This window comes from Rhodococcus sp. ARC_M12, assembly GCF_022810385.1.
GTDB classification, from domain to species: domain Bacteria; phylum Actinomycetota; class Actinomycetes; order Mycobacteriales; family Mycobacteriaceae; genus Rhodococcoides; species Rhodococcoides navarretei.
Window position 1 is genome coordinate 310,310 of the sequence record NZ_JALGQI010000002.1, and the last position, 18,843, is coordinate 329,152.

18 protein-coding genes are annotated in these 18,843 nt (G+C 64.5%); 8 read left to right on the forward strand and 10 right to left on the reverse strand.

Annotation, left to right across the window (positions count from 1 at the left end; all coding sequences use genetic code 11):
- Window positions 1-87: 87 nt before the first annotated feature.
- Both MTX35_RS05040 and MTX35_RS05045 read right to left on the reverse strand, forming a co-directional pair.
- Window positions 88-675 carry an FKBP-type peptidyl-prolyl cis-trans isomerase gene (locus MTX35_RS05040; RefSeq protein WP_243593976.1) on the reverse strand — a complete coding sequence of 196 codons (588 nt, stop codon included), beginning with the start codon at window positions 673-675 and terminating at the stop codon, window positions 88-90.
- 59 nt (window positions 676-734) lie between these two features.
- Window positions 735-1,589, reverse strand: coding sequence for an SDR family oxidoreductase (locus MTX35_RS05045; RefSeq protein WP_243593911.1), 855 nt, complete (start codon window positions 1,587-1,589; stop codon window positions 735-737).
- Between the two features lie 113 nt (window positions 1,590-1,702).
- Here MTX35_RS05045 and MTX35_RS05050 point away from each other — a divergent pair, with 113 nt between their 5' ends.
- Window positions 1,703-2,077, forward strand: a complete 375-nt coding sequence (locus MTX35_RS05050) for a helix-turn-helix domain-containing protein (protein WP_243593912.1) — start codon at window positions 1,703-1,705, stop codon at window positions 2,075-2,077.
- 181 nt (window positions 2,078-2,258) lie between these two features.
- Entirely contained in the window at window positions 2,259-2,738 is a 480-nt protein-coding gene (locus MTX35_RS05055) for a DUF6764 family protein (RefSeq protein WP_243593913.1), read from the forward strand.
- A gap of 324 nt (window positions 2,739-3,062) precedes the next feature.
- On the opposite strand, the gene MTX35_RS05060 is transcribed toward MTX35_RS05055, so the two are convergent.
- The 3 genes from MTX35_RS05060 to MTX35_RS05070 all read right to left on the reverse strand — a co-directional run bounded on the left by MTX35_RS05060 (window position 3,063) and on the right by MTX35_RS05070 (window position 5,995).
- Entirely contained in the window at window positions 3,063-4,082 is a 1,020-nt protein-coding gene (locus MTX35_RS05060; protein ID WP_243593914.1) for a hemolysin family protein, read from the reverse strand.
- Entirely contained in the window at window positions 4,079-5,482 is a 1,404-nt protein-coding gene (locus tag MTX35_RS05065) for a hemolysin family protein (protein WP_243593915.1), read from the reverse strand. Before MTX35_RS05065 ends, MTX35_RS05060 begins: the two co-directional genes overlap by 4 nt.
- A 120-nt stretch (window positions 5,483-5,602) precedes the next feature.
- Window positions 5,603-5,995 (reverse strand): universal stress protein, encoded by a 393-nt coding sequence (locus tag MTX35_RS05070; protein WP_243593916.1) that lies wholly within the window; start codon window positions 5,993-5,995, stop codon window positions 5,603-5,605.
- A 113-nt stretch (window positions 5,996-6,108) separates the two neighbouring features.
- On the opposite strand from MTX35_RS05070, the gene MTX35_RS05075 reads away from it, so the two are divergent.
- The 3 genes from MTX35_RS05075 to MTX35_RS05085 are packed head-to-tail and all read left to right on the forward strand — an operon-like array spanning window position 6,109 to window position 9,147.
- Window positions 6,109-7,098 carry a tripartite tricarboxylate transporter substrate binding protein gene (locus MTX35_RS05075; protein WP_243593917.1) on the forward strand — a complete coding sequence of 330 codons (990 nt, stop codon included), beginning with the start codon at window positions 6,109-6,111 and terminating at the stop codon, window positions 7,096-7,098.
- The gene (locus MTX35_RS05080; protein ID WP_243593918.1) at window positions 7,095-7,625 is read left to right on the forward strand and encodes a tripartite tricarboxylate transporter TctB family protein; all 531 of its coding nucleotides are present in this window, start codon (window positions 7,095-7,097) and stop codon (window positions 7,623-7,625) included. The genes MTX35_RS05075 and MTX35_RS05080 overlap by 4 nt, the downstream gene beginning before the upstream one ends.
- 16 nt (window positions 7,626-7,641) lie before the next feature.
- Entirely contained in the window at window positions 7,642-9,147 is a 1,506-nt protein-coding gene (locus tag MTX35_RS05085; protein ID WP_243593919.1) for a tripartite tricarboxylate transporter permease, read from the forward strand.
- 61 nt (window positions 9,148-9,208) lie between these two features.
- On the opposite strand, the gene MTX35_RS05090 is transcribed toward MTX35_RS05085, so the two are convergent.
- Together MTX35_RS05090 and MTX35_RS05095 are read right to left on the reverse strand one after the other, a co-directional pair.
- The gene (locus MTX35_RS05090; protein ID WP_243593920.1) at window positions 9,209-10,282 is read right to left on the reverse strand and encodes an alkene reductase; all 1,074 of its coding nucleotides are present in this window, start codon (window positions 10,280-10,282) and stop codon (window positions 9,209-9,211) included.
- Between the two features lie 100 nt (window positions 10,283-10,382).
- Complete coding sequence (locus MTX35_RS05095; protein ID WP_243593921.1) at window positions 10,383-12,563, reverse strand: glutamine synthetase III; 2,181 nt, start codon at window positions 12,561-12,563, stop codon at window positions 10,383-10,385.
- Window positions 12,564-12,752: 189 nt separating this feature from the next.
- Between MTX35_RS05095 and MTX35_RS05100 the strand changes: the two genes are divergently transcribed.
- The gene (locus MTX35_RS05100; protein ID WP_243593922.1) at window positions 12,753-13,220 is read left to right on the forward strand and encodes a polyketide cyclase; all 468 of its coding nucleotides are present in this window, start codon (window positions 12,753-12,755) and stop codon (window positions 13,218-13,220) included.
- A 23-nt stretch (window positions 13,221-13,243) separates the two neighbouring features.
- Window positions 13,244-13,684 (forward strand): SRPBCC family protein, encoded by a 441-nt coding sequence (locus MTX35_RS05105; RefSeq protein ID WP_243593923.1) that lies wholly within the window; start codon window positions 13,244-13,246, stop codon window positions 13,682-13,684.
- A gap of 4 nt (window positions 13,685-13,688) precedes the next feature.
- On the opposite strand, the gene MTX35_RS05110 is transcribed toward MTX35_RS05105, so the two are convergent.
- The gene (locus MTX35_RS05110; RefSeq protein WP_243593924.1) at window positions 13,689-14,510 is read right to left on the reverse strand and encodes a trans-aconitate 2-methyltransferase; all 822 of its coding nucleotides are present in this window, start codon (window positions 14,508-14,510) and stop codon (window positions 13,689-13,691) included.
- A 287-nt stretch (window positions 14,511-14,797) separates the two neighbouring features.
- Here MTX35_RS05110 and MTX35_RS05115 point away from each other — a divergent pair, with 287 nt between their 5' ends.
- Window positions 14,798-16,150 (forward strand): MFS transporter, encoded by a 1,353-nt coding sequence (locus MTX35_RS05115; RefSeq protein ID WP_243593925.1) that lies wholly within the window; start codon window positions 14,798-14,800, stop codon window positions 16,148-16,150.
- Between the two features lie 80 nt (window positions 16,151-16,230).
- Here the strand turns inward: MTX35_RS05115 and MTX35_RS05120 are convergent, their stop codons facing one another.
- The gene (locus MTX35_RS05120; RefSeq protein WP_243593926.1) at window positions 16,231-17,673 is read right to left on the reverse strand and encodes an acyl-CoA desaturase; all 1,443 of its coding nucleotides are present in this window, start codon (window positions 17,671-17,673) and stop codon (window positions 16,231-16,233) included.
- Between the two features lie 24 nt (window positions 17,674-17,697).
- Window positions 17,698-18,795, reverse strand: a complete 1,098-nt coding sequence (locus tag MTX35_RS05125; RefSeq protein WP_243593927.1) for a ferredoxin reductase — start codon at window positions 18,793-18,795, stop codon at window positions 17,698-17,700.
- Between the last annotated feature and the right edge of the window lie 48 nt (window positions 18,796-18,843).

The window sequence follows — 18,843 nt, forward strand, 5'->3', positions numbered from 1 at the left end:
GGTGCGGTTGGGTGCCCCCCCTGGGGCACGCGGGAGTGGAGCCCGCGGAACGACCCAGAGACAGAGCCGCACCACTGCTGGAGGCACTCAGCTCGCGGACAGGATCGAGATAGCGAAGATCAAGCTGTCTCCCGGTTCGATTCCTGCCTGCGGCTGACCGCTCGGGTAGCCGTCCGCCGCGGTCGCAGCAACGGCGACGGTCGAGCCGACAGTCTGCCCGGCGATGGCCTTCTGGAATCCCGCGACGACTCCGTCGAGCGGGAACTCGACCGGTGCACCCCGGTCGAAGCTGCTGTCGAAGGTTTCCCCGTTGCGTCCGTTGACGCCCATGTAGCAGACGGAGACCTCGGCGTCGGCTGCAACGACCGGTCCGTCTCCCTCGGCCAGGGTCTCCACCTGTGTCTCCGCGACGCTGAACGGTGCTTCGACGGTGACCGAGGGTGCTGCCGTCTCCGTAGATCCGACGACGGCGATGCTGCCGGTGTCTCCGTCCAGCGTCCAGTCTGGTGTGGCAGCGGCGTCGGGTTCCGCGGTGGGGCAGGTGCTCGCGGCTGTGGCACCGGTGCTTGCCGACGCCGAGGCCGACGGAGTGGAGGTCGCCGGGGACGAGGAGTCCGCATCCGAACTGCAGGCTCCCGCCAACAGGGCGAGCGAGGCGGAGGCGGCCAGGAACATGGTGCGGGTGTAGGAGTGATTCACCGCGCCCACGGTACAAGTACCGCCCCCGATGCCCGTCATACCGCAGCGCGAAGCACGTCTGCCACCGGGGTGGATGCGCGACCGATCAGGGACTGCAGGTCTCCGGAATCGGTGTCGAGTTCGCCGCGAGAAATGCCGGCGTCCGCGCTGGCCAACATCGTTGCCACGAAGTCGGGCAGTCCTGCGCCCTGGAGAATCGCGGCGTACTCGGACTCGGCGACGTCCTTGTAGGCGATCGACTTGCCGGAGATCTCGCTGATGACGGCGGCAAGCTCGGCGTAGGTGAGGCGTTCGTCGCCGCCGAGCTCGTAGATCTTTCCGCCCTGATCGTCGAGTGTCAGCACGGCGGCGGCCGCGGCGGCGAAGTCGACGCGAGACGCGGCGGCGAGCTTGCCGTTGCCTGCCGCGCCGAGGAGCACTCCGCCCTCGATGGTCTGCGCGAGGGAGCCGAGGTAGTTCTCCCAGTACCAGCCGTTGCGCAGAAACACAGCGGGGATCGGCGAGGCCGTCAGCCGCTCCTCGGTGGCCTTGTGCTCGGGCGCGAGGCTGATGCCGGAGGTGTCGGCGGCGAGCAGGCTCGTGTACGCGACGAGACCCACCCCCGCTGCCTCCGCTGCGTCGATGACGTTGGTGTGCTGCGCAATTCGCTGCCCGACCTCCGAACCCGAGACCAGCAGCAGCTTGTCCACGCCCGCGAACGCAGTCGTCAGGGCGGCCGAATCGGAGTAGTCGGCTACGCGCACCACCACACCGCGTTCGGCGAGCGTCGACGCCTTGTCCGCGTCGCGTACGACCGCCACGATGTCTGCGGGCGAGAGACCGCGTTCGATGAGTGCGTCGACGACGAGTCCGCCGAGGTTGCCCGTTGCTCCGGTTACCGCTGTGGTCATGATCGAGCTCCTGAGGTTGAGGTTTCAAGTTCCGCACCACTATGCACTTACTTTTCGTGCAGTGCAAGCAGAGCAATCACTGCTTCTGTTTCCACATGCGCTAGCATGGCGGTATGCCCGAACCCGCCGTGTCACTCGAAGCGTCCGTCTTCGCGCGGGACTGCGCGTCGAGACAGACCTTGCAGAACGCGACCAGCAGGTGGGGCGTCCTCGCACTCGCCGCGCTCACCGAAGGCGACTATCGATTCAACGCTCTGCGCCGACGCGTCGACGGCGTGAGCGAACGCATGCTCTCGCAGACCTTGCAGACTCTCGAACGCGACGGCCTCATCGTGCGTACCGTGCTCGAAACCATTCCGCCGAAGGTCGAGTACAGCCTCACCCCACTCGGACGCGACGTCGGTACCCGATTGACCGACCTCATCAAATTGATCGAGGGATCGATGCCGACCGTTCTCGAGTCGCGCGCCGAGCACGACGCTCGTTGATCATCCGGGGCGTTATCTCGGCGTTATGCTACCGAGATGGATTCGTGATTCCGATGACCTCTGACGGCGTTGCAACGGGGTAACACTCGGACGAAGGGAGTCGGGTCCCGAGCACGGTTGCCCGGCGACCGACACGATCGGCACACCGGTGCCGACGCACCGATCTCGGGAGGCATTCACCATGTTCCACACCAAGAGAATTGTCGGCGGCGCAGCAGCATTCGGATTCGCCTGTGCGTTCGCGGCACTGGTACCCGGCACCGCATCGGCCGCGCCGGTCGCCTGCACCACAGCACCCGGCGGGGTCGATGTCGCCACGATCGACGGAGGATCGCAGTGCGACAGCTCCGCCGACGTCGCGAGCGCGGCGGCCGGCTTCGGGCTGGAGGGTTGGGGCTCGGCCGAGGCCATGAACAACGCAGCCGCGCTTGCACTCGGACTGAGCGGTGGAACTGCCGTCGCCAACGGCAGTTTCGGCGGCGCGCCTGCAGCCATCGCGTTCGGCCCGGGTGCCGTCGCACAGAACACCGCAGCCGGCCTCGGGCTCTCGATCGCAGTGGCAGCGCCGGGCTCGACCATCACGCTCACCCCGACCGGTGCGGTGTGCAACGGTGCCGGCATTGCCGGCAGCTTCACCACCTTGCAGGGCTGCATCGGCTGACGTACGCCACGGGGGCGGACACGAGTGGGCGATATGGATGTCACGGGGGTCCGCGTGATCTACAGTCTCACTGACCGACACTCTCGGTCACCCACAGTCTCGGAACGCGGGCCGGCAACGGCCCGCTGAACAAGGAGTTCGACGGCAATGATGTCCTACCTGCTCTACGACGTTCTGCTCCCCCAACTCGGCCACGACGTCGCGTCGTACTGGGCACACCTGTTGGTCGTCGCCCCGATCTGAGTTCTCGGGTCCGATACGACGAAAGCATCCCCGCTCGGCCGCGCAGGCCGGGCGGGGATGCTTGGTTCGAAACCCTCCGAGTCAGACGGGTTGAGGCAACAGTCGTGTCAGCACGTCGGACAGGGTCACGACACCGACGCTGCGCGCCGGATCGTCCGCCGCCGCCGAACCGTCCACCACCAGAGCCAAGTGGTGCCGGGTCTCGCGCATCGACTGCAGGGCAACGTACACCGGAGTCGTCGCCTCGAGTGTGTACGCCGGACGCGTGATCTCCGCGAGGGTCTGCGGAGCGGTCAACGTATCGCGCACATGCACCACTCCCTTGACCACGTCGGCGTCGCTGACCAGGATCCGCAGATGCCCCGAACGACGCGACGCCTCACGCACGTCGTCGATGGTCGCCGTCGACGGCACCGACGTCGGCTTGCCGAACTGGCGCACCAGGTCGCCGACCGTCAGTTCCTGCAGTTCGAGCGCACTCGAGATCTGCGCCTGGTAGCTGGCGTCGAGAGCACCGACATTCACCGAGTGCTCCACCAACTGGCGAAGATCGTCGGCGTTCTGGCCCGTACCCACGGTGTCGGCCGGCTCGACGCCGACCCGACGCAGGCACCAGTTGGCCATGTTGTTCAGTGCCGTCAGAACCGGGCGGGTGACAAACATGAACCCGCGCATAGGAATTGCGAGCATCGTTGCCGACTTCTCCGGATGGGCGATGGCCCAGGACTTCGGAGCCATCTCACCGACCACCAGGTGCAGGAAGGTGACGACGATCAGCGCGAGCACGAAGCCGAGGACGTCGGCGAACCAGTACGGCAGGCCGCCGCTCTCGAACAGAGGCGTGAGCCAGTAGTGCACGGCCGGCTTGGTCGTCGCACCGAGGCCGAGGGTGCAGACGGTGATGCCCAGCTGGGAGCCGGCGAGCAGGACGGTCAGCTCGGACGAACTGCGCAGCGCTGCCCGCGCTGCCCGTGAATTGGGAGCGGCGTCTTCGAGTCGATGACGTTTGGCGGCCAACAGCGCGAACTCGACGGCCACGAAGAAAGCACTGGCAGCGATGAGGCCGATCGTGACGGCCAGGAAAACCCAGATGTTGCTCATCGGTGCACACTTTCCTTCGTCTCGGCCGACTCGTCGTCGTGCTCGGGGTCACGCTCGCCGAGCGTCAGGGTCAGCAGAGACGGGACGTGGCTGTCGATCTCCTCGATCTCGAGGATCACGAAGCGAACGGGGCTCTCCTCGTCGTTCGCCAGATCGGCGTTGTCCGGTGGTAGGTCCACTTCGATACGTTCACCGATGTCCGGCAGAGATCCGTTGTGCGCGATGGCGAAACCGGCGATGGTCTCGTAATCGCCCTCGGGCAGATCGATACCGATGGAGCGTTCGACCTCGTCGATGTGCACTTCACCGGCCATGGTCCAACTACCGTCGTCGGCACTGACCGGACTCGGATCGGACAGGTCGTCGTCGTGCTCGTCGGTGATCTCGCCGACCAGTTCCTCGGCCAGGTCCTCGATCGTGATGACGCCGGTCAGACCGCCGTATTCGTCGATGACGCAAGCCAATTGGTTCTTCGTCGAGCGCAACTCGCGCATCGCGTCGGGCAGGCTCTGGATCTCCGGAAGGATCAACGCGTCACGCGTGAGCTCCGAGATCGGCGTGGAGCCCGGCACCGTCGCGGCCAGTACGTCCGCGAGATGGACAACGCCGACGATGCCGTCGTCGTCGTCGAGCACCGGGTACCGAGAGTGTTCCTGGCCCATCAGGGCCGCGACCTCGGCGAGGGTGTCGGTATCGCGAACCGTCGCCGAACGTGAACGCGGAATCATCGCGTGTTCGACTGTGCGAGTAGGAAAGTCGAGGATGCGATCGAGCAGCGTCGACAACTCGTCGGGCAGATCGCCGGTCTCGCGTGAGTCCGAGACGATGTGCTCGAGGTCGCGCAGGCTGGCCGAATGCTCCACGTCGTGCACCGGCTCGATCTTGAGCGCCTTGAGCAACAGGTTGGACGACTGATCGAAGATGGTGATCAACCAGCCGAAGAGCTTGAGGTAGATGGTCGTCGAGAGCGACAGCCATCGGGCCACCGGCTCGGGACGAGCGATGGCGAAGTTCTTGGGAAACAGCTCGCCGAAGAGCATCTGCACGAACGTCGCGAACGTGATCGCGAGAACAGCACCCAGGCCGACACCGACTGCCGTCGGAACTCCGACCCCGCCCAGCATCGCGCCGAAGGACTGACCGATCAGCGGTTCGGCCACGTAGCCGACCAACAGGCCGGTGACCGTGATGCCCAACTGTGCACCGGACAGCATGAACGACGTGCGCTTGGTGACGGTCAAGGTGCGAGCGGCGACGGCGTCGCCGGCCTCGGCGCGAGCCTTGAGACGGGACCGGTCGACGGTCATGTACGCGAATTCCTGGGCTACGAAGTAGCCGGTCGCGACGGTGATGAGGAAAACGACGAGCAGGCCGAGCAGAAGAGTGAGCAGAACGCTCATTCGCCGGACACCGCCTCGCACGTAGTAGCCGTAGTGCGGGGAGCCGTGTCCGGCCCGGGTTTATCGCTGTCCATGATTCCTCGGGGTCGTGTGGTGTGAAGTTTGTCCGATACTACTCGGTCACGGCGCCTTCACCACCAGGACGGGCACCGGGCAGTCCAAGAGCACCCGCTGCACGGTGCTGCCCATCAAGAACTTGCCCACCGCGGAACGACGCTTGGAACCGATGACGACCATGCCCGCGCCGACGTCTGCGACGAGATCGACCAGAGCGCCCGCCGGGTCGCCGCCGTCCGGTTCGACGCGCACGGTCGTCGCCTTTCCGGGGAGGGCTCGCTCCACTTCCGCCTGAGCCGCGCTCTGGTCCTCCGCCGACACGGAATCGCGGTCCACCACGGACAATACGATCAGCTCGGCCTGACGCAGCTCGGCCTCGGCGGCACCACGTCGCAACGCTTCCTGCCCCTCGGGTGTGTTGCTCATCGCTACTGCCACTGCGCTCGCTACCGACACGGTGTCTCCCGTTGCTCGAATCCATCGAAGATCGTCCTCGATGTTGTGAACTGGACTAATCCGACAGACTGTATCTAACCTGACGCTGTGACACACCACACGAAAGGTTTCTGATGGCGATATCGCCCACACTGCTACGAACAGCCGGAGCCCTGGCGGTGGTGGGAGCGGTGACCGTTGCGGGAATCGATGCCGCCAACAGCGCCAGCGGCTCCGACGCACGCGCCAAGCTCACGTTGATCGCACCGGCCGCTGCGGGCGGCGGCTGGGATCTTGTCGCCCGTGAATCGCAGCAGGCACTGCGCAGCGACGGAATCGTCAACAACGCCCAGGTCGTCAACGTCCCCGGCGCAGGCGGCACCATCGGTCTGAGCCAGCTCGACAACCTCAGTGGGCAGCCCACCACTGTCATGATCACCGGCACCGTCATGCTCGGCGGTATCGCGATCAACAACTCCGAGACGACTTTGGCCGACACCGTCCCGATCGCAAAACTCGCCGAGGACTTCGAGGTGTTCGTCGTCCCGAAGGATTCACCGATCCAGAATCTCGAGGACATGATCGAGGCGTGGCGCGCCAACCCAGGAGGACTTCCGATCGGCGGCGGTTCGCTCGGCGGAATCGACCACATCGTCGCGGGTCAGTTGGCGCAGGAAGCCGACATCGACCCCGCCGCAATCAATTACATCGCCTACTCCGGTGGCGGTGAGGTACTCACATCATTACTGTCGAACACCGTAGGCGTTGCCGTCAGTGGCTTCAACGACTTCCGCGATCAGATCGAAGCCGGCAACGTGCGCGCGCTCGCCGTCGCCTCGCCCGAGCCGCTCGAGGGATTCGACGTGGACACCTTCATCGAGCAGGGTTACAACGTCGACCTGGTGAACTGGCGCGGAATCGTTGCGCCGCCGGGAATCTCGGACGAGGACCGGCAGACTCTCGTCGACATCGTCACCGAGATGGTCGAGACCGAGCAATGGGCGACGGCCGTCGAACGCAACCGCTGGAAGGAATCCGTCCTGACCGGAGACGAATTCGGCGAATTCCTCGAGGTCGAGCAGACACGCATCACCGGAATTCTCGAAGAGTTGGGGCTGGTATGACAACGACGACTACCGACACGGACGTGTCCCGATCGTTCTGGACGGGCCGCAGTGGACTGATCGTTCCCGCGCTGCTCGTCGCACTGGGAGCATTTCTGGTCTACGGAACCGTCACGATGGAGGTTCCATCGACCGCCACCTCCCCTGGCCCGCAGGTCTTTCCGGCCATCGTCGCGGGCGGCTGCTTCGTGGTCGCCCTGCTGGTCGCCATCCAACTGTTGGTCAAGCCCGAGGTGGTGGACCGCGGTGTCGACGAGGACGGCAAGCCACACACCGGTACCGTCAGCAACTGGCGCACCCTGTCGATCACCGTCGGATCGGTGGCGGTGTTCATCGCCCTCCTCGACCCGCTCGGCTGGGTTCTGGCAGGTGCGATCCTCTTCTGGGGCGTCTCGATCGGATTGGGCGGTCGCCGTTACGTGTTCGACGCGGCCGTCGCGCTGCTGGTCTCCAGCGCCATTCAGATCGCATTCTCCGCGGGCCTCGGCCTGACCCTGCCCGGCGGCGTTCTCGCCCAGATCTTCTGACGGAGCTGAATTTTCGATGGATTCATTGAGCAATCTTCTCGACGGGTTCGGCACCGCGCTGACTCCGATGAACCTGGTCTGGGTGTTCGTCGGCGCACTGCTCGGTACTGCCGTCGGCGTCCTACCCGGTCTCGGCTCGGCGATGGCGGTGGCACTGCTGCTGCCCGTCACGTTCACTCTCGACCCCACCGCCGCGCTGATCATGTTCGCCGGTGTGTATTTCGGCGGCCTGTTCGGCGATTCGATCTCCGGCATCCTGATGAACACCCCCGGCAACAGCACCGCGATCGCCGGGACCTTCGAGGGGCACCGGATGGCCAAGAACGGCCGAGCCCCACAGGCTTTGGCCACCTCGGCCATCGGCGCGTTCATCGGTGGCATCGTCGCCACGACCCTGGTGGTGTTCTTCGCTCCCACGCTCGCGTCGTTGGCGACCAACTTCGGTCCCGCCGAATACCTCGCCCTCGCTGTGTTCGCGTTCATCGCCACCTCGGCCGTGGTCTCGGACTCGGCGCTCAAGGGCCTGACCGCACTGCTGATCGGCCTCACCCTGGCCGTGATCGGCATCGACGGTCCCTCGGGCGCTTCACGATTCACGTTCGAGGTACCTGCCCTGTTCGACGGCATTCACATCGTCGTCATCACCGTCGCGATGCTCGCGCTCGGTGAGGTCATCCACATCGCATCCAAGATCGGTCGGCCCGAGGATCGCAGCCTGATCAAGTCGCAGGGACGTCCGTGGCTGAGCAAGGCCGAGTTCCGCGACGCGATGCCGGCCTGGTTGCGCGGCACGGCATTCGGTGTGCCGTTCGGTGTGATCCCCGCGGGCGGTGCCGAAGTACCGAGCTTCCTGGCGTACGGCACCGAGCGCAGGCTCGATCGCAAGCGCGAGAAGCCGATGTTCGGTAAGGGTGCCATCCGCGGTGTCGCCGGACCGGAGGCCGCCGGAAACTCCACGGCAGGAACGGCAATGGGAGCGCTACTGGCTCTGGGTCTGCCGACGTCGGCGACGGCGGCCATCATGTTGGCTGCCTTCCAGCAGTACGGCATGCAGCCCGGGCCCCTGTTGTTCGAGCGCAGCGGCGACATCGTCTGGGCCCTGCTGGCCAGCCTGTTCGTGGCGATGATCGTGCTGCTGATCCTCAACCTGCCGTTCGCACCGTTGTGGGCGCAGCTGCTGAAGATCCCGAAGAACTACCTCTACGCCGGCATCTCGGTGTTCGCCGCCCTCGGCGTCTATGCGTCGAGTGCGTCGATCGTGGACCTGATCTTCATGCTCGGGCTCGGCATCGTCGGATTCATGATGCGCCGCTACGACATTCCGTTGGCACCGGTGTTGATCGCGGTGATCCTCGGCCCGCTGGCCGAGGAGTCGCTCCGACGCGCACTGGCCGTCAGCGAGGGCGACCCGTCGATCCTCGTCGGCAGCGCGATCACCATCGTGCTGTACGCACTGATGATCATCGCCGTGGTGTTCTCGATCGTCAGCAAGGTCCGAGCCCGCAAGACCGCGGACTTCTGAGTGCGCTCCGCGCAGTGGTGTGTTCAAGTGCCCCCTGGGGCACTTGAACACACCACTGCCGCTAGGCACTGAACGCTGGGTAATCCGTGTAGCCCTTGGCACCGTCGGTGTAGAAGGTGCTCGGATCCGGCTCGTTCAACGGCAGATCCTCGCGCCAGCGGTATGCGAGATCGGGGTTGGCGATCGCTGGACGGCCGACGACGACGGCGTCACCGACGCCGTTGTCGAGCAGCGACAGAGCCTCGTCGCGGTTGGTGATCTCACCGAAACCACTGTTGACCAGTACGGCACCACCGAAGGCCTGCCGCAGATCCTGAACCAGCTCGCCCGCCGGATCCTTGTGCAGCACACTGAGATACGCCAGACCCAGCGGTGCGATCCGGTCGACCAACGCACGGTAGGTGGCCCGCACGTCCGCGGCGTCCGTCTCGAGCGCATCCTGAATGTTGTGCGAGGGTGAGATTCGAATGCCCACCTTGCCCGCGCCCAGAGCTGCGACCACTGCCTCGACGACCTCGGCGACGAAGCGCGCACGGTTCTCGGGCGAGCCGCCGTACTTGTCGTCTCGCTGGTTCGATGCCGGTGAGAGAAATTCGTGCAACAGGTATCCGTTGGCACCGTGAATCTCGACACCGTCCATGCCGGCAGCGATCGCATTCTTCGACGCCTGCACGAAGTCCTCGATCACCGAAGGCAGCTCGTTCTCACGCAACGCCCGCGGGGTGGGGTACGGCTTCTTGCCCTCATAGGTGTGGGTCTCCCCCTCGATGGCGATGGCACTGGGTCCGACGACCTCACGGCCACCTGTCGTCGCCTCGTGAGTCACGCGACCGGCGTGCATGACCTGAGCGACGATCAAGCCGCCATCGGCGTGCACTGCGTCGGCGACGTTGCGCCAACCCTCGATCTGCTCGTCCGTGACCAGACCGGGCTGACCGGGGAAGCCCTGGCCTGCATGGCTCGGGTAGGTGCCTTCACTGACGATGAGCCCCAAAGATGCCCGCTGCTTGTAGTGCTCGACCACCATCGGGCCCGGCACGCCGTCCTTGCCGGACCGCACCCGAGTCAACGGGGCCATCACCAGCCGATTGTCGAGCTTCAGGTCACCGATCGCCAACGGGGTGAACAACTTCATGGATCTCTCTCCTTACGAGTGCGTGCACAATCTTTGCCACTGACCACTCGAACGATCGAGATCCATGAAGCTATTCCGATCCGAGACATTGCTCACGCAATTACAGGATGTACAGCATCTCCTGATACGTCGGCAGCGGCCACAGATCGTCGGCCACCATCGCCTCGAGCGTGTCCGACGCAGAGCGGACGGCAGCCATGGCGGGCAGCAGTTCGTCCTTGGCGTGCGTGGCCTCGGCCAGAGCGTCGCCACCCGGGTCGGCTTCCAGCGCGCCCTTCAATGTCGCCAACGCTGCCCGCAGCTCCGACAGTGGAGCCGAGACCGCCTGCAGCGCAGTCATGTCCACGTCGTCGACGCCCGCGCCCTTGAGCGCGCTGACGTTCTGCGCCAGCTCGGTCTGGTAGCGCACCGCCGCGGGCAGGATGGACGTCTGGCCCATCTCCAGCGTCAACCGCGCCTCGACGAACACCGTCAACGCGTACTGCTCGAGCCCGATCTCGTAGCGCGAGTGCATCTCTCGGTGGTTGAAGACCTTGTACTTCTCGAACAGTTCCATGGCCGAGTCCGAGATCAGCTCGGGCAACGCGTCGAGCGTCGTGCGCAGGTTCGGTAGCCCGCGCGCCTCGGCCTCGATCTGCCAGTTGTCGGAGTAGCCGTCGCCGTTGAACACCACCGCGCCGTGCTCGGTGATGATCTCCGTCAGGAGGTTCTGCACGGCGGTGTCGAAGTCGGTGCCCTCGGCGACGGCCGCTTCGAGGTTGGTCGCCATGTAATCCAATGCCTCGGCCATGATCGTGTTGATCGTGACCATCGGGCCGTTGACGGTCTGCATCGAACCGGGGGCGCGGAACTCGAACCTGTTGCCGGTGAACGCGAACGGGCTGGTTCGGTTGCGATCGCCGGGATCGGTGGGCAGCACGGGCAGGGTGTCGGCACCGATCATCATGGTGCCCTTGCCCTTCGACGACGTGGCCGCGCCCTTGGCGATCTGATCGAACACGTCGGCGAGCTGATCGCCGAGGAAGATCGAGATGATCGCGGGCGGAGCCTCGTTGGCACCGAGGCGGTGATCGTTGGTCGCCGACGCCACCGATGCGCGCAGCAGGCCGCCGTACTTGTGTACCGCGCGGATGACGGCGGCACAGAAGACGAGGAACTGCGCGTTGTCGTGCGGATTGTCGCCGGGCACCAGGAGCGATCCCAGGTCGGAGTTGCCGAGCGAGAAGTTGACGTGCTTGCCCGAGCCGTTGACGCCCTCGAATGGCTTCTCGTGGAACAGGCACTCCATGCCGTGCTTCTTGGCGATCGTCTTGAACGTCGTCATCAGCAGTTGCTGGTGATCGGCCGCGATGTTGCCGCGCTCGAACATCGGGGCGATCTCGAACTGTCCGGGTGCGACCTCGTTGTGCCTGGTCTTGGCCGGGATACCGAGCTTGAACAGCTCCCGCTCGGTGTCCATCATGAAGCCGAGGACGCGCTCGGGGATGGCACCGAAGTAGTGGTCGTCGAATTCCTGACCCTTGGGCGGCTTCGAGCCGAACAGGGTGCGACCGGCATTGAGCAGGTCGGGACGGGCCAGGAAGAAGTGCCGGTCGACGAGAAAGTACTCCTGCTCCGGGCCACAGAACGAGACGATGTTCTCGATGTTCTCGTGCCCGAACAGCTTCAGGATGCGCTCTGCGTGTCCGCCCATCGCCTGCTGGCTGCGCAGCAGCGGCGTCTTGTGGTCGAGGGCTTCACCGGCCATCGAGACGAACACCGTCGGAATGCAGAGGGTGTTGCCGTTCGGGTTCTCGAGCACGTACGCCGGGCTGGTGACGTCCCAGCCGGTGTATCCGCGGGCCTCGAACGTGTTGCGCAGGCCGCCGTTGGGGAAGCTGGAGGCGTCGGGCTCGCCCTGGATCAGCGTCTTGCCCGCGAATTCTGCGAGTGCGCTGCCGTCACCGACCGGGTCGAAGAAGCTGTCGTGCTTCTCGGCCGTCAATCCGGTGAGGGGGTAGAAGACGTGCGCGTAGTGCGTCGCACCCTTTTCGAGAGCCCAGTCCTTCATCGCCGACGCCACCGCGTCGGCAACCATCGGGTCGAGCTTCTTGCCTTTGTCGATCGTCGCCATCACCGACTTGAAGACCGATTTGGGCAGACGCTTCTGCATGACGACCTTGCTGAAGACGTTCTCACCGAAGATCTCGCCCGGCTTCTCGTCTCCGACGAAGCTGACCGCAGGCGGTACATACGCCTCGACGTCTTTGATCGCCTGCAGGCGTACGGTATTTCCACTCATGGCTACCCCTTGACAAGGTGCTGCTCCGCACCTGGATTGTGCGGAGTCCGACCCGGCGACTGTACGAATGCCTCGTGGCGGTGGTGTTTCGTCGCTGTGTCCACTGCAATGCAAAACCGCGATCGGAGTTTCTTTCCACGCAGACGGGGGTAAGTCCGTAGCCAGCGTAAACAACCGAAAGCGAGCCCCGTGACCGACCAGCTGACCGTCCGCCGCGTGATCGACGCTCCCCCCGCCTCGGTGTTCACCGCCCTGGCCAACCCCGAGGTCCAGGCCGCGGTCGACGGCTCGGAGATGCTGCGCGGGGCAATCGACCCGACGCCGCTGCGTGCGGTCGGCGATACCTTTGCGATGGACATGTATCAGCCGCAGCTCGGCGAGTACGTCATGGAGAACACCGTCTTCGTCTTCGAGCAGGACCGGCGTATCGGTTGGATTCCCCGCCGTCAGGGCATGGAGCCTCGCGGCACGCGGTGGTCCTGGGAGCTCGACGCGGTCTCCGAGGGTCGCACCGCGCTGACTCAGGTCTACGACTGGTCTCGTGTCACCGATCCGGAGTTTCGGAAGATGGCCGGATTTCCACGGGTGACCGAGGACCAGATAGTCGGCACCATGCGCAGGCTCGCCGAGCACCTCGGCGTCCCACTCGAAGACTGATCCGCACAGAAAGAGAGAGCGTCATGGTCGACGTCACCAGAACATTCACCGCCGCAGTCGCGATCGAGAAGGCCGCAGCCTTTCTTCGAGATTTCTCCAACGCGACGGCATGGGATCCCGGGACACAGAGCTGCACACAGGTTTCCGACGGCCCGGTCGCCGTCGGTACGCAGTGGCACAACGTTTCGAAACTGTTCGGGATCACCACCGAACTGACCTACACGTTGGTCACCGACGAACCGACACACATCGTGTTCGAGGGAGAGAACAAGACGGCCACCAGCGTCGACGACATCACGCTGACTTCCGAAGGACCGCACTCGACCCGAATCGACTACCACGCGAAGGTCGAATTCAACGGTGCAGCCAAGGTAGCCGGCCCGTTCCTGAAAGCCGGATTCGAGGCGAAAGTCGCTCCGGAGACGGTGGAGAAGATGACCGAGGCGCTCGAGCGGCTGAACTGACCGCTTACTTGCGCGCGACGATCGTGAAGTTGTCGGCCGAGCTCGCCACGGCGTCGGGTGCCACGATCGAACCGTCGTCGGCGAAGATCTCCACGATCGTGAACCCGGCACCCGTCACCAGCGATCGCACGTCCGACACCGTGGTGAAGTGCATGAACAGCGCGAAATCGTGTGCAGCGAGTGGAGCGATGGCCCATGATCCCCGATCGTCGACGCGGGATTTGGCCGACCACCAATTGCGCACGCTGCGAACGACACCGGCAGGATCGAGCAGCCTCCGCCCGATGGCCGTCACCGCCCGTTTCGGCGAGAAGCTGAACCGCTGCGTCGGCCTGCTCAGCTGAAACGGCTTCTCCCCGAACGACGGTCCGTTGCGGTTGAGGGTGGAGAACACCAACACTCCGGAATTCGCCAGCAGTCGGCCGAATTCTGCGAGTACCTGGCCGCGCTCCTCGTGGGTGACGGTGTCTATTCCGTTGTTGCTGAACACGATCAGGCCGAACTCGCCGTCGGTGAACGCCGTCAGATTGCGCGCGTCGGCCACATGCGCCTGCAGGTCAGGGAAATTTCGGCGGAACGCATCGATCATGTTGGGCGCGTAGTCGATCGCAACATAGTGATCGCTCACGAGTCGGAGCAGGGCCGTCGTTCGCCCACTGCCGACGCCGACGTCCAGCACCGGCGTTCCGCGCGCAACCGAGGCGGCAGCGACCAGCGCTGCGGCCTCCCCACGGTCGAGAAATCCATCGGTGGGGCCGGCGTACTCCACATAGGCCGCGGCCACCCGAGCACTGTCGAACACATCCCGATTGTGGTCTGTGGACACGCCGATCACCCCTTCCTCCCTGACCGCTGCCACCCGCGCCTCGCCCCGGAATCAGACGGTACCGGCGAACCCTGAGGTGCGCCTGAGGCCGAATACCCGCCGAGTGTGGCCTCCGCCACCACCGACGGCGACACACGAAGCATGAACTCGGGCCGCGTACCGTCGGCGACTTCTCCGCCCTCGACCGATCCCCCCATTCGGGGGTATTCGCGGGGTGACTCGGGTCACTACCGTTCGTCGCACTCGGTATCGCGCATTCACCCGATACCCGACAAAACGGAGGAACCATGACCACTGTCTCACCCGACGACCCGGGTGTGTCCGCACCGTCGTCACCTGCGGTGCAGACCAAGACCAGTGTTCGACGGGTCGCCGTCGCCAGCGGTATCGGCACGACGATCGAGTTCTACGACTTCTTCATCTACGGCACCGCTGCCGCGCTGGTCTTCCCGACGATCTTCTTCCCGGCCCTCGGATCCACGGCAGGCACCGTGGCCTCGTTCGCGACGTTCGCGGTCGCGTTCATCGCCAGGCCCGTCGGCGCAGTCCTGTTCGGGCACTTCGGCGACCGCATCGGTCGCAAGAAGACCCTGATCTCGACGCTGCTGTTGATGGGGGTGTCCACGTTCGCGATCGGTCTGCTGCCCGGCGCGGAGACCATCGGCGTCGCGGCCCCGATCATCCTGGTGCTACTGAGGTTCGGGCAAGGGTTCGCGGTCGGCGGAGAATGGGCAGGCGCGACCCTGCTCACGGCCGAGTACGCACCGCCCGGTAAACGCGGCTTCTACGCCATGTTCCCCCAGCTCGGACCGTCGGCCGCCTTCATCTTCTCCAGCGCGACATTCCTCGCGACCGGTCTGCTGCTCGGCGATACCAACGAGACGTTCCTGAACTACGGCTGGCGAATCCCGTTCCTGCTCAGCGCCGTTCTGGTGCTCATCGGCCTGTACATGCGGTTGGCCATCGAGGAGACCCCGGTCTTTCGCGCCAACAAGCTCGCCGAGGAGCAGGCACCGGCGAATGCGGCCCCGACGAAACTGCCGATCTTCGACGCCTGGCGCATTCAGAAGCGTGAGATCCTGACTGCTGCAGGCGCATTGGCGTCGCTGTTCGCCTTCTTCTACATGGGGACCGCGTACCTGACGAGCTACGGCACCAAGACACTCGGGTTCGACCGTCCATTCGTGTTGGTCACCGGCATCGGTGCCGCGGTCATCTTCGGAATCGCCATCGGGGTCTCGGCGACCTACTCCGATCGTGTCGGTCGACGGCGAGTGATCATGGGTGCGTGCATCATTGCGATCCCCTGGTCGATCGCGCTGTTCCCGATTCTCGACACGGGTTCGTCTGCGGCGTTCGTCATCGGCATGTGCGTCACGCTCGCCATCTTCGGAGTTGCCTACGGACCGACCGGGGCCCTGCTCCCGGAGCTGTTCCAGACCCGATTCCGCTATACCGGAGCAGGTTTGGGCTACAACCTCGCCGGCGTTCTCGGTGGCGCGATTCCGCCGATGCTGGCCGCTCCGCTCACGGCCGCGTTCGGCAGCATCTCGATCGGCGTGATGCTGGCTCTGCTGTCGGTGTTGAGCCTGGTCTGCACCAAGAGGCTCATCGAGACCAAGGATGTCGACATGGCGTGATCATCCTTCGAAACCGCAACCGCGGCCATCCTTTTCGGGATGGCCGCGGTTGCGGTGTATCAGGTCGAGAAAGAGATCGATCAGTCGTCGCCACGGGGCGGCGGCTGAACGTCGACGCCGCCGGAGTTGTGCTCCGGTCCGGCCGCAGGATGCCCTGCCGGCACGCGACCGCGAGTCTTCGCGGCCTCGCTGTCCTTGGTGGCACCCTCGGCGAACTTGCGACGCCAGCTCTCCTCGGGACGGTAGGGGCCCGGCTTCGGCCGAACCTTGCCGCCCGGGAACGCCAGCCGCGCGATGGTCCGCTGGACCATGCCCCACTGCTGAAAGAACGGTCCGGTGTTGTACGGCAATTCGTAGCGCTCGCAGATGTCCTTGATCTTCGGCGCGACGTCCGAGTACCGGGTGCTGGGCATATCCGGGTACAGGTGGTGTTCCACCTGGTAGCTCAGGTTGCCACTCATCAGGTGGAAGAGCGGTCCGCCGTCGATGTTCGCGGCACCGACCAACTGACGGACGTACCAGCCGCCGCGGGTCTCGTTCTCGACCTCTTCCTGGCTGAAGGTGTAGGCCTGATCCGGGAAGTGACCGCAGAAGATGATGGCATTCGACCAGACGTTACGAATAATGTTGGCGGTGAAGTTCGCGGCGACCGTCGACAGGAACGTGCTCTCGACGCCACTGAGCCGGCTGTCCAGCAATGCTGCCGTGCGACGGTTCTTCCCGAAGCGGGTGGAGCTTCGCAGCTTGGACGCCAGCCGAGACCTCTTGCTCTCCGGCACACGGCCACCCGACGCCAGCTGCGCCAACGCGAACGCACCGGCACTGATCAGGGGCCAACCTACGTAATCCTTGACGAACTGCTTGCGTGCCTTGACGCCGATCCCTTTGAGGTCCTCGACGAGATCCTTGACCGGCTTCTCGCCACGACGGATGGCCTCGATGTCGAGATCGTGCAGGGCCACGCCCCACTCGAAGAAGGCCATCAGCAGAACGTTGTAGAACGGCTGGGCCAGGTAGACGGGACTCCACTTCTGACGTGGGTCGATACGCATGATCTCGTAGCCGAGATCCTTGTCCTTGCCGCGGATGTTGGTGTACGTGTGGTGCACGTAGTTGTGGGAGTGCTTCCACGAGTTGGCAGTGGACGCGGTATCCCAGTCCCACACCGACGAGTGGATTTCCGGATCGTTCATCCAGTCCCACTGGCCGTGCATGACGTTGTGGCCGATCTCCATGTTCTCGAGAATCTTGGCGATTCCGAGGCATGCGGTGCCGGCCAGCCAGGCCGGCTTGCTGGTGGAACCGAGCAACAGCACGCGTCCGGCGACAAGCAGCTGACGCTGGGCCGCGATCACCGAAGTGATGTACTTTCGGTCCTTCTCACCGAGGCTGGCATACACCTCGTCGTGGATGGCGTCGAATTCCTTGGCGAGCTCGGCAATGGTCTCGTCACTCAGGTGCGCCAGCGGGTTCACCGGCTCATCGGTGTCGGTGACGCGCCTGGTGGTTTCGTCGATAGACATACATTCCCCTGTTCGAGTGGAAGATCAGAGTTCGATTTCGATGTCGCCCTCAGCGGTGTTGACACAGATCCGAACCGCTTGCCCCGTAGGTTCGGAGATATCCCCGTTACGTAGGTCACGTAAACGCCCCTTTTTCAGGGTACCTACACAGGTATGACAGATGCCGATGCGACAACCGAACGTCAGGTCCAGTCCGGCATCCTCTCCTGCTGCGAGAATCGTTGTGCCACCGTCGCATTCGACGTCCTTCTTGCTGTTCAGGAACTTGACGACGCCGCCTTCGCCTGCATCGTCTCCGCCGCCGATGACGGGCTGGAAACTTTCGTGATGAAACTTGTCGTAATCACCCTGGTCTTTCCAATACGAGCGCAAATCGTCGAGATGTTCACCCGGACCGGAGCAGAATGCTTCGCGCTCACGCCAATCCGGAACCAACTCGTCCAATTCGGACGCCTTCATTCGACCTTCGTCGCTGGTGATCCGCAGCTTCACCGTCAGCCCGTCGTGCTTGGCTTCGAGTTCGTCGAGGGTGTCGGCGAACATCAACTGCTCACGGTTGTGCACCGAGTGCACAACCACGGCGTCGGTCACCTGATCGTGGTGGTCGAGGGCGCGAAGCATACTGATGATCGGCGTGATGCCGCTGCCTGCGCTGATGAACACCATCTTGTCCGGAACCGGACTCGGCAGAGTGAATTCACCCTCCACCTCGCTGAGGCGCACGATATCGCCGGTTCTGATGGTGCCCACCAGATACGGCGAGACAGTGCCCGACGGCACCAGCTTGGGGCTGACGCTGACGAGTCCGTCCACCGGATCCGGATCGGATGTCAGCGAATACGCCCGCCAGTGGTACCGACCGTCGATCAGTACTCCGAGTCGAACGTACTGGCCGGGCGTATGGCCCTGCCACTCGAAACCGGGACGGATGTACACCGAGACGGCTTCCGATCCCTCGGGAACCACCCGCTCGACCTTCCCCCGAAGTTCGCGAGTCGTCCACAGCGGATTGATCATCGACAGGTAGTCGTCGGGTCGGAGCGGATTGAACAGAGACCGGACTGCGCGCAGCATCGTCCGTCTCACAAAAGAAACCTGGGGCTTGGCCCCCCGTTCAGCCATACTCAACGGTAACTCCGAGAAGCTCGCCGTGCGTACGAATCGGTCAGA

Excerpts from the sequence above, each read along its gene's own strand:
- MTX35_RS05045 (WP_243593911.1), bottom strand. The coding sequence starts at position 1,589 with ATGACCACAGCGGTAACCGGAGCAACGGGCAACCTCGGCGGACTCGTC.
- MTX35_RS05095 (WP_243593921.1), bottom strand. The coding sequence starts at position 12,563 with ATGAGTGGAAATACCGTACGCCTGCAGGCGATCAAAGACGTCGAGGCG.
- MTX35_RS05125 (WP_243593927.1), bottom strand. The coding sequence starts at position 18,795 with ATGGCTGAACGGGGGGCCAAGCCCCAGGTTTCTTTTGTGAGACGGACG.
- MTX35_RS05115 (WP_243593925.1), top strand. The coding sequence starts at position 14,798 with ATGACCACTGTCTCACCCGACGACCCGGGTGTGTCCGCACCGTCGTCA.
- MTX35_RS05060 (WP_243593914.1), bottom strand. The coding sequence starts at position 4,082 with ATGAGCAACATCTGGGTTTTCCTGGCCGTCACGATCGGCCTCATCGCT.
- MTX35_RS05120 (WP_243593926.1), bottom strand. The coding sequence starts at position 17,673 with ATGTCTATCGACGAAACCACCAGGCGCGTCACCGACACCGATGAGCCG.
- MTX35_RS05055 (WP_243593913.1), top strand. The coding sequence starts at position 2,259 with ATGTTCCACACCAAGAGAATTGTCGGCGGCGCAGCAGCATTCGGATTC.
- MTX35_RS05050 (WP_243593912.1), top strand. The coding sequence starts at position 1,703 with ATGCCCGAACCCGCCGTGTCACTCGAAGCGTCCGTCTTCGCGCGGGAC.
- MTX35_RS05065 (WP_243593915.1), bottom strand. The coding sequence starts at position 5,482 with ATGAGCGTTCTGCTCACTCTTCTGCTCGGCCTGCTCGTCGTTTTCCTC.
- MTX35_RS05105 (WP_243593923.1), top strand. The coding sequence starts at position 13,244 with ATGGTCGACGTCACCAGAACATTCACCGCCGCAGTCGCGATCGAGAAG.
- MTX35_RS05075 (WP_243593917.1), top strand. The coding sequence starts at position 6,109 with ATGGCGATATCGCCCACACTGCTACGAACAGCCGGAGCCCTGGCGGTG.
- MTX35_RS05085 (WP_243593919.1), top strand. The coding sequence starts at position 7,642 with ATGGATTCATTGAGCAATCTTCTCGACGGGTTCGGCACCGCGCTGACT.
- MTX35_RS05090 (WP_243593920.1), bottom strand. The coding sequence starts at position 10,282 with ATGAAGTTGTTCACCCCGTTGGCGATCGGTGACCTGAAGCTCGACAAT.
- MTX35_RS05040 (WP_243593976.1), bottom strand. The coding sequence starts at position 675 with ATGTTCCTGGCCGCCTCCGCCTCGCTCGCCCTGTTGGCGGGAGCCTGC.
- MTX35_RS05080 (WP_243593918.1), top strand. The coding sequence starts at position 7,095 with ATGACAACGACGACTACCGACACGGACGTGTCCCGATCGTTCTGGACG.